Annotated in this window: 14 protein-coding genes; 8 read left to right on the top strand and 6 right to left on the bottom strand. The window is 70.8% G+C overall.

Features of this window, described 5'->3' with window-relative positions; genetic code table 11:
- Window positions 1-32: 32 nt before the first annotated feature.
- Window positions 33-1,298: a DUF6357 family protein gene (locus ACIQKA_RS06270; protein WP_402540143.1), complete on the top strand. Its 1,266-nt coding sequence runs from the start codon at window positions 33-35 to the stop codon at window positions 1,296-1,298.
- A 204-nt stretch (window positions 1,299-1,502) separates the two neighbouring features.
- On the opposite strand, the gene ACIQKA_RS06265 is transcribed toward ACIQKA_RS06270, so the two are convergent.
- Window positions 1,503-1,850, bottom strand: a complete 348-nt coding sequence (locus ACIQKA_RS06265; RefSeq protein WP_391095186.1) for a hypothetical protein — start codon at window positions 1,848-1,850, stop codon at window positions 1,503-1,505.
- A gap of 530 nt (window positions 1,851-2,380) precedes the next feature.
- Between ACIQKA_RS06265 and ACIQKA_RS06260 the strand changes: the two genes are divergently transcribed.
- From ACIQKA_RS06260 to ACIQKA_RS06250, 3 genes are all read left to right on the top strand, one after another.
- On the top strand, window positions 2,381-3,613 hold the full coding sequence (locus tag ACIQKA_RS06260) for a cytochrome P450 (RefSeq protein ID WP_391095184.1): 1,233 nt from the start codon (window positions 2,381-2,383) through the stop codon (window positions 3,611-3,613).
- Between the two features lie 377 nt (window positions 3,614-3,990).
- Window positions 3,991-4,170 (top strand): DUF6480 family protein, encoded by a 180-nt coding sequence (locus ACIQKA_RS06255; RefSeq protein ID WP_383430122.1) that lies wholly within the window; start codon window positions 3,991-3,993, stop codon window positions 4,168-4,170.
- A 387-nt stretch (window positions 4,171-4,557) separates the two neighbouring features.
- Complete coding sequence (locus ACIQKA_RS06250; RefSeq protein WP_402540141.1) at window positions 4,558-5,106, top strand: hypothetical protein; 549 nt, start codon at window positions 4,558-4,560, stop codon at window positions 5,104-5,106.
- A gap of 375 nt (window positions 5,107-5,481) precedes the next feature.
- On the opposite strand, the gene ACIQKA_RS06245 is transcribed toward ACIQKA_RS06250, so the two are convergent.
- The 3 genes from ACIQKA_RS06245 to ACIQKA_RS06235 form a co-directional block, all read right to left on the bottom strand.
- The gene (locus ACIQKA_RS06245) at window positions 5,482-5,862 is read right to left on the bottom strand and encodes an HIT domain-containing protein (RefSeq protein ID WP_391095180.1); all 381 of its coding nucleotides are present in this window, start codon (window positions 5,860-5,862) and stop codon (window positions 5,482-5,484) included.
- Window position 5,863: 1 nt separating this feature from the next.
- Window positions 5,864-6,202 (bottom strand): hypothetical protein, encoded by a 339-nt coding sequence (locus ACIQKA_RS06240; protein WP_391095178.1) that lies wholly within the window; start codon window positions 6,200-6,202, stop codon window positions 5,864-5,866.
- Between the two features lie 394 nt (window positions 6,203-6,596).
- Entirely contained in the window at window positions 6,597-7,412 is an 816-nt protein-coding gene (locus ACIQKA_RS06235) for a hypothetical protein (protein ID WP_391095176.1), read from the bottom strand.
- Window positions 7,413-7,698: 286 nt separating this feature from the next.
- Between ACIQKA_RS06235 and ACIQKA_RS06230 the strand changes: the two genes are divergently transcribed.
- From ACIQKA_RS06230 to ACIQKA_RS06215, 4 genes are all read left to right on the top strand, one after another.
- Window positions 7,699-8,148 (top strand): hypothetical protein, encoded by a 450-nt coding sequence (locus ACIQKA_RS06230; protein WP_390106315.1) that lies wholly within the window; start codon window positions 7,699-7,701, stop codon window positions 8,146-8,148.
- Window positions 8,149-8,356: 208 nt separating this feature from the next.
- On the top strand, window positions 8,357-9,286 hold the full coding sequence (locus ACIQKA_RS06225; RefSeq protein ID WP_402540139.1) for a MerR family transcriptional regulator: 930 nt from the start codon (window positions 8,357-8,359) through the stop codon (window positions 9,284-9,286).
- Between the two features lie 303 nt (window positions 9,287-9,589).
- On the top strand, window positions 9,590-10,636 hold the full coding sequence (locus tag ACIQKA_RS06220; RefSeq protein WP_402540137.1) for a permease: 1,047 nt from the start codon (window positions 9,590-9,592) through the stop codon (window positions 10,634-10,636).
- Window positions 10,633-11,379, top strand: coding sequence for a TIGR03943 family putative permease subunit (locus ACIQKA_RS06215; RefSeq protein WP_391095170.1), 747 nt, complete (start codon window positions 10,633-10,635; stop codon window positions 11,377-11,379). Before ACIQKA_RS06220 ends, ACIQKA_RS06215 begins: the two co-directional genes overlap by 4 nt.
- A gap of 100 nt (window positions 11,380-11,479) precedes the next feature.
- On the opposite strand, the gene ACIQKA_RS06210 is transcribed toward ACIQKA_RS06215, so the two are convergent.
- Both ACIQKA_RS06210 and ACIQKA_RS06205 read right to left on the bottom strand, forming a co-directional pair.
- Window positions 11,480-11,989 carry a hypothetical protein gene (locus tag ACIQKA_RS06210; protein WP_383151954.1) on the bottom strand — a complete coding sequence of 170 codons (510 nt, stop codon included), beginning with the start codon at window positions 11,987-11,989 and terminating at the stop codon, window positions 11,480-11,482.
- A 106-nt stretch (window positions 11,990-12,095) separates the two neighbouring features.
- Window positions 12,096-12,899: an SGNH/GDSL hydrolase family protein gene (locus tag ACIQKA_RS06205; RefSeq protein ID WP_383151955.1), complete on the bottom strand. Its 804-nt coding sequence runs from the start codon at window positions 12,897-12,899 to the stop codon at window positions 12,096-12,098.
- Between the last annotated feature and the right edge of the window lie 12 nt (window positions 12,900-12,911).

Genomic DNA, 12,911 nt, shown 5'->3' with positions numbered 1-12,911 from the left:
GGCCGCCACCGTCCCGGAGAGGCCCTGAGCGCATGAGAGACGTCGTGTTCACCCGTAGCAGCGGATGGATTCCGAACGTGATCGGCGAGGACGGCGAACTGAAGCTGATGCTCGGCGCCGGGGCCGACGCGAACCACGAGCCTCGCACGTTCACGTTCCCCATCGAGGAAGCCCATCTCGCGGTGATCCGGGAGGATCTGCCCAGGCACCTGCTGCTGTGGAGTGCGGTCCTTCCGCTGTGCGACGCCGCCGGAACAGCGGGGCGGCTCGACGAGAACGCTGCCGTCGCGCTCCTGGACCCGGTCCTCCTCTCCTCGCCCGCAGACGTCGACGCGCTCTTCCGTCGCATCCGGTGGGACAGGAGCCGGCTCGTCGCCCACGGGGCCGACATCGGTCTGCTCGAACGCGGACGGGTCTGTGCGGCGATGCGCTCGGCGACCGAGACACCGAACGAGAAACGTGCCCAAGAGCATCACGCGGACCGCCGACGCGCCGAGCGCGGAGCAGTCCTCGGCCCGCTCGACGCTGCGATTCTGCGGTACACGGGCCAGTACGCGCACGGCGCGACGGTTCCCAGGCGGATACCCGGTGCCGTCGACACCGCCCTGCTGCCGCACGTGATGCGGGTGATCGCCACCGCGGAGCAGGCGTGCGCCGGGACGTGGATCGGCATCGATCCACGACGGGGAAAACGCGCCACGGACAAGCAGAGCTGGGGCCGGGTGGCGGCGGCGGTCGAGTCGGCCGTCCGCCGTGCACACCCCGGACTCGCCGACGACGCGGTGCGTACCGTGAGCTTCCTGATGTGCTCGGAGACCGCGGCCCGTTCCAGGAACACACCCGAGGAAGATGACGCGGAGGCCGCCGGCGACCGCGCCGACCTCGGTGGAAGTGCGAGGAAGACGGCCCTGTCGTTCACCGACGACAAGGGCGCCGAGAAGAAGTGGCTGAGGGGCGGCCCTCGCAGCGCCTCTGCGGAGTTCTGGGCGTTCGTCGGCGATCGCTCCGCCTCGGACAACGAAGTGTTCACCATCGAGGACGAGAAGAAGGGTGAGGGGATCCAGCTCCACTTCTACGCGGACTCCATCGCCCGCATCACGACCGTGCGGGAGGGGAAGGGCGGATCGGAGCCGGAGTACCGGGTCGAATACAGCCTGGTCGACGGGCTCGGTGAGTACCGGACCCTGGTGAACGCCTTCGTTCACGGCGGTTGCTCCGCACTCGAACCGCACGGTCCCTGGACATCGGATGTCGCCGAGTTCGAGCGCGCACGCCGAAGGCGGCGCGAAGCGCGTTAGGGCGTGTGTCGAAAGTAGCGCCGTCTGCCCGGAGGGCAGGCCCGGCGGTGTCCGGTGCGTGCGATCGCAAGGCGGAGGGTCGCCCCGATACTGGTTGTATCGGGGCGATCCCGACAACGCGGCCGGGGGTGCCCCCGTGCCCGCAGGGCTACGGGGGAGTGCGTGCCGGGCGCCGCCGGGCAGGCGGGACTTCCGACACACGCACTAGGGCGTGTCCGGCGGATCGGGATCGGGTGGGTCGCGGCGTCCGGTGCGGTGGCTCGCGAGGTGCCGGAGCGCACTCACGGCGGAGCTCGGGGGCGTTTCGGCAACGCGGCGCGCGATGTCCGTCACGAGGTCGTAGCGCGCGGTCGCGTCACACAGCTCGGACGCGGTCGCAAGGTCGTACCCGTCGAACGTGTTCGGTCGCCTCGACCCGACCGACAAACTCCTCAGAAAGCCCTCCCGGCGATCCGTGCAGGCGCGCACGAGAGGGCGAAACACCACGACCGGACCGACATGCGACGTCAGGCGACTCGTCAGGACCGACGGGTCGTCGACGATCTCCGTCACCACAGGTGTCCCAGCCCCCACTGGCTCAGATCTGGTGGCACGAAGCCCTGGGCGATCGATCTTCGGCTAAACGATCACGCCAACGGTGAGGGGCAAGAGCGTCGCAAAGGCGAGTGACGTCGCACAACACTCACCCCGCGCCACCCTGTCCGCTCCCCCCTCACCGGCACCACGGCCCCGAGCAGGCACGTCTCGTGCGCGCGCCGCATCCGTCCGGGGAACATGTCGCGATCCGGCTGCGGAACGCCGCTCTTGTTGCGCATCGTTGTTCCGACACGTCCCGGACGAGCCGTCCGGGGCGCCGGTGTCGGGGCCGAAGGGGAGCTGTGGTGCACGGAGAGCACGACGGGCCGTCTTTCCCCTCGTCGAGGTCACCCCGCCCCGCCGGCCCCTTGCCGAGCATCCCGTCCGTGACGGAACTCGCCTTCCCTCCCAATGGGTTGACCTGTCGTCCCGGTCCCTTTCATCGTGTCCTTGCTCAGCTTCCGGTCATCGTCTCCACCGCTGACAAAGCCTGAAGGAGCCTCCTCATGACGCACCTGCCCAGCGCCCCGATCGTCCTCGACTCCGCCGGCACCGACCGTCACTCCGAGAACGCCCTGCTGCGCTCCCACGGCGCGGCGGCCCCCGTCGACGTCCTGGGAGTGCGGGCCTGGTCCGTCACCGATCCCGACGTGCTGAAGAAACTGCTGAACAGTCCGGACGTGTCCAAGGACGCCCGCGCGCACTGGCCGCGGTTCGCCGAGGTCGTGCAGACCTGGCCGCTGGCCCTCTGGATCGCGGTGGAGAACATGTTCACCGCCTACGGTGCCGACCACCGCCGACTGCGGCGGATGATCTCCCCCGCCTTCACCGCGCGCCGTATCGCGGGCCTGTCCGAGGTCATCGACGCCGTGGTCACCACGCTCCTCGACAACCTCGACGCCCTCCCGGCCGACGAGGGCGTCGACCTGCGCGAGCACTTCGCCTATCCCCTGCCGATCGCCGTCATCGGCCACCTCATGGGCATCCCGGACCACCAGCGGGCCGACTTCCGCAAGGTCGTCGACGGGGTATTCGACACCACCCTCACGACCGAGCAGGCCCATGCCAATACCGTCGAGCTGTACGCGGTCCTCGGCCGGCTCATCGCCGACAAGCGGAGCGAACCCGGTGACGACATGACCTCGCTGCTCATCGCCACCCGCGACGAGGACGGCAGCGCCCTGTCCGACGCCGAGCTGCGCGACACCCTCCTGCTGGTCATCAGCGCCGGCTATCAGACCACCGTCGACACCATCGACCAGGGAATCGTGCTGCTGGCCACCCACCGCGAGCAGCTCGCCCACATCCGTGCCGGACGCGCCACCTGGACCGACGCGGTCGAGGAGACGCTGCGCCTCGAACCGGCCGTCGCGCACCTTCCCCTGCGCTACGCCGTCGACGACATCGCTCTGCCCGACGGCCGGGTCATCGCCAAGGGCGAGGCGATCCTCGCCTCCTACGCCGCCGCCAACCGCCACCCCCGCTGGCACGGCGAGAGCGCCGACGCCTTCGACGTCACCCGCCTCTCCAAGGAGCACCTCGCCTTCGGTCACGGTGTCCACTACTGCCTCGGCGCGCCTCTCGCCCGTATGGAGGGCGCCATCGCCTTGCGCGGCCTGTTCGACCGTTTCCCCGACCTCGAGCTGGTCGTCCCCGCCGACGAACTGGAACCGTCGGGCTCGCTGATCAGCAACGGGCACAAGACCGTGCCTGTCCGCCTCCGCCCCTCGGCCACCTGACGGATCGGAATCGGATGGGCAGGAGGCGCGGCCGCAGCCGGTGGGAGAGTCGGAGGTGAGGTGACGCGGGCGGTGTCGCTCCTCGGTCCAGATGCCGCAGCGCCACCACGGCTGCCGGTCGCGGGCACTGCTCGCTCCGGTCCGTCTGCGGGACGGTGGCGCTCATGCTCCGCTCGCCGCCGGGTTCGGCACCCACCCCTCGCATCTCTCCTGGCCGGAACGATGGACAACACGCGAGGCCTGCCCCTTCCTGTTTCCGTTTCTCCCGAAGAGAAACCGACGCACGAACGACGCGATTGGTGGTGCCGCCGAAGCCGGAGGACGGTGGACGGAGGAAGCCGAACGAAGTCCTGTCACGCCAGACTGGAGTGAAGGCCATGTCCGATCCGCTCGTCCCTCCCGAAGAGACCCCGCCGGCCGAAGGCTCCACCTCTTCGGCACATGTGGAACGGCCTGATGGAGGCATCTGGGAGCATCCCATGGTCTGGCTGTCCCTCATCCTCGTCGGATCACTCTCCGTGGCGCTCTTCTTCGCACTTCGGATATTCGGCTTCTGACCCCGGGCCGGGGCCCGTATCCGGCGAATGCTTCTCCGGTGTGTTCGCGAAGCCATGCGACAGCATGGCTTCGCGAAATACGGATCCCGCCGAGGATCCCGCCAAGAACAACCCGGCCGAAGGCAGCGACGTCGTCAACGGTCGCACCACGGGCGACCACGCCCGTCCGCCTGTGGCGTCAAACGGTCCCGTCCGTATCTTGAGGCGGTACGGCGCTACGAGTGGAGCCGTGGCCTCCGCTGACGTCGGCGTCCTGGCGCGGCACGGCAGCGGAAGCCACGGAGCCGTCCGCAGGGGCGGGCCCGCGCTCCGGGTCATCGTGTTGATATACCAAGGGCCTCGGGCACATCGCCCTTCCTCGTGTTGAAACCGACGGAGAAACACCACATGCTCCCGAGGGACCGGATCCGGGCCCTCCTGCTGGAACACGACGACCCCGGCCACCTGGAACGTCCCGCGGACTTCGATCTGGACGGTTCACGGAAGTGCTTCGCTCGGCTGGTGGGCGCCCTGGAGGAACGCTTCGGGCCCTCTCGTTCGAGGGGGTTGCTCGCCCAGGACGCCAGTTTCTACGGCGTCATCGACGTCTCGGCGGACGCGGCGGGCCCCGGCCGGCCCTTGCGCGTCCTGATGAGCAACTTCGGCAACTACTTCGTCACTGCCGACGTGGTGGCCGACGGGGCACCCAGTGGTGATGCGGGCCTGTCCGAGGAATTCGTGACGTGGATCGACTGCGTCTGCACGGCGATGGGGTGCGCCTTCGTCCCGGCCGATCTCCTCCGTGAGCCGTACAACGGTCCGTCGTTCCTGGAGGCGCACCGAGACGAGGAGTTCGTCGCGGCGCTCGTGGCTGCGGGAGAGGTGACCGAAGGCGAGGACGACGACGAGGAGACGGGGAAGGCGTACTGGGCCGACCGGTACTTCGCGTACATGTGAGACGCCCACGGTCCCGCCCCACCCATCACCGGCAATTCCACTCGCGGCAGTGTCCGTGCTGCTCGATTCGTCCACGATCCGGCGCATAGCGTGGCTTCGCAGTACATCCGAAACCACGCCTGCCCCACGGGCCGAATCGCTGGGCCGCACTCCAGACTCACGCACTCCGGCATCAGCGTGTTCCCCATCGATCACTACTTCTTGGCCTGATGGGCCGCTGTGCGCGGCAACCGTGGACGGCTCGACCCGCCTCACAGGATCCTCTCGGGGAGCGTGACGTTCCCGGGCGAGGCGGTCCTGCACAACCGCGTCGGTCGAGGAAGACGGACGGGTCGTCAAGGGTCGATTCGCTTGCCTTGACCAGGTCGATGGTTCTTATCGCGCTTGCCTGTCCCGTACGGCGGCGGCACGGACGGTGTGCTGCGGGGTCCAGGGCAGGGGCAGGTCGTCGCCCTCCTGCCGGGGCACGACGTGGACGTGGAGGTGGAAGACGCTCTGGGTCGCCGCCTCCCCCTTGCTGGTGATGACGTTCGCGGCGGGATGCTCGGCCACCAGCTCGGCGGCCCGACGCATCACCGCGGCGGTCACGTCCGGGTCGGTGCCGGCGTCCTCGACGTGGACGCGGGGCAGGACGAAGACGTGCCCGTCGTTCACGCCGCCGCTGCGCGGGCGGATCGCGAGGGCGTCGGGCCACTCCCGGACGATGACGGCCGGGGCCTGTCCGGCGACGACGGCGCAGAAGACGCAGTGCTTCATGTCAGACCTCCTTGGTCCGGTCAACGGCTCGGTACCGGCCTTTCCGGTACGCGACCGTGAGGCGGGCCGAACGGGCCATGGGTGCCTCGTCGGCATGAGCGTGCAGTTGCGGAGCGGTACGGTCGGTCGGATCCCGGGCGCCGGGAGCGTTCGGGACGCGCCCGTGGCCCCTGTGGCCCAGGCCGGTGAGGGAGCGCTTCTCGGGGGCGTCGGCCGGGTTGTGCGGGCCGGGGTGGAGGCCGTCGGGGACGAGGTCGTGAGCGCCCTCCTCGTACCGGAAACCGATCGGACGGACGGCAGCGGCGACGGGACCGGCGCCGTCCGAGAGCGTGGTCTGCACGGCTCCATACTCCCCACGGTGGTGGGCCGCTGAAAGGTGTTGCCCGTTGCCATCGGGAGGGTTCCGTGGTCAGGGCGGTGCCGTCGTCGACCGCCTCGGTCCGCCGGCCGTGGATGTCCGGCAGCAGGACGCCCAGTGGGCCGCCGCCGAGTTCGACGTGGGGCCGGTCCGGTCGCCGGCCCGAAGGGGGCTGTGGTCGTAGACCCGGCCGTGCGGCGGGTGAGGGCACCGCGGTCGATGAGGCCTTGGACGGAGGGGGACGACCCTCGCCGGTCCTGGGGGGCGACCGATGAAGCCCGGCCCGCTCGTCTCGGCCCGATACCGTCGTCGAACGCGACCGGCCCAGGCCCCGACGAGGCCGTGGGAGACCCCGGGTCCGCTTCGATCCCGGTGGTCAGGTCGCGGTGGGTGTGTAGGGTGCCGCGGCGACCTGGGCCATGGTTCGGAGTTTCGTGAAGTAGGAGGCGCAGTACTCCTCGTTGATCAGAGGAACGATCCTGTCGAGGTCGGCGATGCAGCCCCAGAGGTGGGCGATGCCGTCGTCGTCCAGTCCCCCCTCCAGTTCCCTCTGTACGAGGCCGGCGACGTCGGCGTCCAGGAGGACCAGGTCGATGCCGTTGAAGTCCACGCCGCGGAAGCCGTCGGGGAACAGGGCGCGCCGGTGGCCCTCCCACAGACGGACGAGGCCGCCGTCGGACTGCGTTCCGCCCGTGTCGGCGGCTGTCGTCTCCGCCGTGGACGGTGGGCGAAGGAGCAGGGAGACGGCGTCGAAGACGGCACGCACCAGGGCGACGGCCCCGGGCGGCTGGAGGGCGGCGCTCGACGCGGCGCCCTGCGCGAGCTTGTCGCGCAGCAGTCGGCCGCGGTCGAGTTCGGCGGCGAGTCCGGCCGTGATGAGCCCCGCGTCGGTGGCCCGCTCGATGAGGACGTGGAGCGGTTCCTTCGTGGCCAGACGCTCGGTGAGGACGTGTTCCAGGGCGAACAGGGAATGCGTGACGGCGACGGTGGCGAACTCGTACCGGTAGAAGGAGTGCCGGATGAGTTCGCGGGAGGTCTCCATCGCACTCATGACGTACATCGACGCGTCGCCGGGCAGAACCAGGTCGGCGACCAGGGCGTGCATGTCCGCGTAGTCGAGCACGAGGTCGCGGGCGCGCGGGTCCCGTGCCGGCAGGAGGAGCGGGTCGGACAGTGGTGGCAGGGCGTTCACGGTGCAGTCTTACCGCCGGGAGGTTGTCGGTGCCATCGGATTCGCTCGGGGCGATCGGCGTCCCGCTGCCGTATGTCGCCGTCGGCCCGGTCCGCCCCCGAGAACGAGCCGGGCGCTTGTTCCCCAACCCGCTTACCGGGTTGAGGAGGGGCCCTGCCGGGCACGGCCGGCACAGCCCGCCCGCACGGCTGTACGTTTCGCCTTCGGCGTGCGTCGACCGCGTCCAACCACTTCTGTGAAGGGTGATTCCGATGAACGGCCCTGCCGGCCCCCTGTCCCGAACGGCGTGGGGAGCGCCGCGCCGGCCTTCCGGCCGGGGGCGGTCCGGATCGCGGCACCCCTGCTGGGCGGCGGTCTGGTGGGCATCGCGTCGGCGTACGTGCTCGCGGCGGCCACCGGCACGCGCCTGCCCGTGGGAGAACTGTGGACGTGGGTCCCGGCAGCCGTGCTCGCCGGCGTGGTCGTTCCGGTCCTGTCGCCTCAGTACCGTGTCGAGCTCGGTGCCGACTTCCTCGTTCTCCACGGAGGCAGGCGTCGCGATATCGCGTGGCGGGACGTCATCGGCCTGGAGGTCCGGAAGACCGTCGGGGTCCGGACAGTGGTCGTGCACGTGTCGGACGGACGTCGCACACCACTGCGCGCGCCGATGTCCTTTCCGGACCGTCGCTTCGACGACAAGACCCGGCTCCTCGTGGACTGGTGGACCGCGCGCCGGGGCGGCCCCGACCGCGTGTAGCGACCGAGTCGGGGTGAATCGTCCTCTGCGCCCCGACCGGAGCGATGCGGTGCGGCCCGGCACACGGTCGACAAGATGCGTGGAACTCTTGCTCCCCGCGCGAAGCCCCGGCCCCGGCCCCGTCCCCAGCTCCAGCTCCAGCTCCAGCTCCAGCTCCAGCTCCAGCCCAGGTTGAGTCTCCTGTGGGGGGAGACAGCAAGCTGGGGACATGGAACGCGACACGCTCTATTCCATCGGGGAGTTGTCCCGCAGGACGGGCTTGACGGTGAAGACCATCCGGTTCTACTCCGACAAGGGCATCGTCCCGCCGACCGACCGAACCCCCGCGGGCTACCGGCTGTACGGTCTCGACGCCCTCGCGCGCCTGGACCTGGTCCGTACCCTGCGCGATCTCGGGCTGGATCTGGTGACCGTACGGAAGGTGCTGGACCGGGAGGCGTCCCTGGCGGAGGTCGCGGAAGCACACGCCGACGCCCTGGACGTACAGATCCAGGCCCTTCGTCTGCGCCGGGCAATACTGCGAGCGGTCGCCAGGCGCGGCCCCACCCCCATGGAGACGGACCTCATGCAGCGACTCGCCACGCTTTGCCGAGCCGAGCGGCACCGGTTGGTGTCCGACTTCGTCGACGACGTGTTCAGGGGGCTCGACGACAATCCCGAGTTCGTGTCCCTCATGCGCTCCGTGGTTCCCGAGCTCCCCGACGATCCCGAGCCCGGACAGGCCGAGGCCTGGGTGGAGCTCGTCGAACTCTGCCAGGACGCGGACTTCCGCATCGCGTTGCGCCGCACAGCCGTGGACCAGGCGCGAGAGCCTTCCCCGCAGGACGTCGGCGCTCTGCACGACGCCCTCAACGACGCGTTGCGCGAACGGTTCGACGAGGCCGTGTCCGCCGGTGTCCTCCCGGCCTCCGCCGGAGACGCGCCCCGCGCCACGTCACTGGGCGGTCTCTACGGCTACGCGTTCGAGCATGCCGACGACGGCGGTCTGCGGCGCTGGCTCCTCGCCCGCCTGGAGACGACCGCCGACCCGCACACCGAGCGCTACTGGCGACTCGTGGCGACGGTCAACGGCCGGCCGGCCTCGCCCGCACTCGCTCCCGTTCGCACCTGGTTCGCCGGCGCCTTCCGTCACGGGTGAGGACGGAAGGCACACGGGCGTCGTAGCGGTCGTCCGGGCCACGCACGGCATCGTGGCGGCGCGCCGGGCCGGACGGTGCCTGCTGCTGGACGGTGGCCGGATCGTCGCGGCAGGCCCTCCCTCCGAGGTCCTGGGGGGAGGGGGGCCGGAGCGCGTGACGCGGCCCTTCGAGAGGTGAGCGGCCTTCGACCCCGCGCCGGCGAGCGGTGAGAGGCGGGGCGGCCTCCACGACGCCGGCACCCGGGCGGTGCGAGGCCGGAAGGCAGGTATCTTTCGGTCCGAACATCGGGCAATCGGAGTGGCATGCAAAAGACAGGCGAACGGTCGGTGGGCTCGTGCGGGGCCATGGTGGACGACGCGGCTGTCGCGGTCGCCGACGGGGCGCCCGGCCGCGGCTCGCCCCTGTTCTGGCCCCTGGTCCTCCTCGGGTCGGCGGTGCTTCCCGGGACGCTGGTCGTCCTCGTCGGCCTGTGGGGCGACGAGCCGGCCGTGCGGGCCTGGCGGAACGTCTGCCTCTCCATCTGTGTGCAGGCGTTGCCGTTCCTGCTGCTGGGAACGGCCCTGTCCGGCGCGATCAACGCGTTCGTGCCGGCGAGGGTGTTCGACCGGGTGCTGCCCCGCAGGCCCGCGCTCGCCGTCCCGGTGGCCGGAGCGGCCGGTGTCGTGCTGCCCGGCTGCGAATGCGCCTCGATCCCCGTCGCCAACAGCCTGATCGGCCGCGGTGTCACGCCGGCCGCCGCCTTCGCGTTCCTGCTGTCGGCTCCGGCCGTCAACCCGGTCGTCCTGACCACGACGGCCATCGCCTTCCCCGGCGACCCGTCCATGGTCGTGGCCCGGCTGCTCGCCTCGCTCGCCACGGCCGTCGTGATGGGCTGGCTGTGGCTCGCGCTGGGACGGGAGAAGTGGCTGCGGCCGACCGTGCGCCACACCGGGCACCGGCCGGGGCACAGCCGCCGGACGGAGTTCCGGCTCGGCTTCCAGCACGACTTCCTGCACGCGGGCGGCTTCGTCGTCGTCGGGGCCATGGCGGCGGCCACGTTCAACGTCGCCGTCCCCGATTCCGTACTCGACGCGTTCTCCGGCTCGCCCTGGCTGTCCGTGCTGTTCCTGGCCGCGCTCGCCGTCCTCCTGTCGGTGTGCTCGGAGGCCGACGCGTTCCTCGCGGCCTCGCTCACCGGTTTCTCGCCCGTCGCGCGGCTGGTGTTCATGGTGGTCGGACCGATGGTCGACCTCAAGCTGATCGCGCTCCAGGCGGGCACGTTCGGCCGCGCCTTCGCCCTCCGCTTCTCCGCCGCGACGGCGGTCGTCGCCATCCTGTGCAGCACGCTCGTCGGAGGAATACTGCTGTGAAGCGCTTCCCGCAGGCGGTCCTGCTCGTCCTCAGCGGCACCGGTCTGCTGCACATCTCGCTCCTCACCGACCTCTACCTGAGGTACGTCAAGGAGTGGATGCGTCCGATGCTGATCGCGTCGGGGGTCCTGCTGCTCCTGCTGGGCGTGGCCGACGCCTGGTCGCACCGCGGGCCGGGCCCCTCCCGGGGCGAGGACGAGGGGGGTGCGCACGGGGACCACGACCACTCCGGTGTGCCCCGGTCGGCCTGGCTGCTCCTCCTGCCCGCGCTGAGCATGCTCGTCTACGCCCCGCCGGCCCTCGGCTCCTACACCGCCTCCCGGCAGACCTCCCAGCCGGTCGTGCGGCAGGACTCCTTCGAACCGCTGCCGACGGTCTCGCCCCTTCCGCTGACCCTCGGCGACTTCACCGGCCGCGTCCGGCAGGACCGCACACGGGCCGTCGGAGGACGCAGCGTCCAGCTGACCGGATTCGTCACGCCCGGCGGGCGGGGCGAGGGCTGGGACCTGACCCGGCTCCTGATCAACTGCTGCTCGGCGGACGCCCGGGCGGTCAAAGTACGGATCCACGGGAGCGAGGCCCCGCCCGCCGACACATGGGTGACCGTCGTGGGCACCTGGCACGCGGGCGGAACCCTCGGTACGAGCTCCGCCGCGGTCGCGCTCGACGCCCGTACCGTCAGCGAGGTCGACCGTCCGGCGAACTGGTACATGGACGCCCTTCCGTCCCCCCTCCCCCGCTGACGGCGGCACCCGCGCCGTCGGGACGGCACCGGGTGGGCGGTCCGCGGCGGGCGGCGGGAGACGCCGCTTCCCGCCACCCGCCGGCCGTACGGATGCCGGTTCAGCAGCCGCCGCAGTTGTAGAAGGTCACGTCCCAGTGGTTGCCCTCGTCGGCGTAGACGTTGCCCGCGCCGGACTTCCACTGCGGGGCCCCGTCGCCGCGCACGCCGATGTAGGTGAAGGTGTTCTTGACGTAGTTGGTGAGGCAGGTGGCCTTGCCGAAGTCCAGCTTGTAGCCGTTCCAGTGGGAGTACGTGCCGCTCGCGTGCCCGGTCTCGGTGCCGCCGGTGATGTTGAGGGCGCAGCCGCTGGCGCTCCTGAGGGTCTGGGCGCCCTGGGCGGTGGCGAGGTTGAGCTGGTCGAAGGAGGTGCAGGTGGGGTTGTTGCGGTCGGAGCAGCCGCCGGAGGAGGACCAGGTGATCCCGGACGACTGGAACCGCGAGGTCGCGGCGGAGTGGCTGATCTTGGTGACCGCGTGGGCCTCTCCGGCGGAGGTGAGCACGCCGACGCCGGGCGCGAAGAGCGCGCCCAGGACGAGGGCCAGGGCGGTGAGGACGGAACGGAGCTTCATCGGGGGTTCCTCCGGTGGTCGGTGAGGCGGCGCGGCCGCGCCCGTCGCGCTACGCGCGTCACAGGTGGGCGCGGCCGTGCCCTGTGGAGTTTCGTGGGGATGGGTCTCAGGCGACGGAGCGGAAGGCCGGCAGGTATCCGCCGGAGTGGCCGGCGGCGGTGGGGTGGTAGCTGTTGGAGACGGGCACCGTGACGCTGTGGAGCCAGGCGTTGCCGGAGCAGATCTCGTGCCCGGTGAACTCGTCGACGACGCTGGAGTAGGTGAAGCCCGCGTTGGCGGCCTGCTTGGCGAGCATGGCGTTGAGGGCGTCGCCGCCCCGGTTGATCGCGGTGCGTTCGGTCTCGCTCAGGCCGGCGATGCAGCTGCCGTTGAGCTGGTAGAAGCGCGGGTAGCCGAGGACCACGACGCGGGCCTGGGGCGCGCGGCTGCGGATGGCGCCGTAGAGCGAGGAGAGGCTGCCGGGAAGGGTGCCGTTGACCTGTGCGACGGCGTTGTTCACCGCGTTGACGCAGGTTGCCTCGCTCTGCAGCACGCAGGTCTGCATGACGTTGGCGAAACCGACGTCGTTGCCGCCGGCGGTGACGCTGACGAGCGTGGTGGAGCTGTTGAGCGGGGCCAGTTGGCCGCTCTTCACCGTACTGGTCGTCGCCCCCGAGCAGGCGGTGAAGGCGAACGAGGCGGGGGCGTTGGCCGCCGCCCAGAGGGACGGGTAGGCCTTGCTGCTGCGCTGGCAGCTGCCGCTGTCGGACAGGTAGCTGCCGGCGCCCACCCCCGAGGAGTAGGAGTCGCCGAGCGCGACGTAGCGCGCTCCGGCCGTCGTGGCGGCGGAAGCGGGTTGGACGAGGCCCACGGTGGCGGCCGTCAGAAGCAGGAGCGTCAGCAGACCGGACCTGAAGCGAGATGTGGACATGACAAGCGACTC

The organism is Streptomyces sp. NPDC092045, assembly GCF_044756005.1.
Taxonomy (GTDB): domain Bacteria; phylum Actinomycetota; class Actinomycetes; order Streptomycetales; family Streptomycetaceae; genus Streptomyces.
The sequence above is the reverse complement of the archived record's forward strand: the minus strand, read 5'-3'. Positions and strand labels throughout refer to the sequence as shown.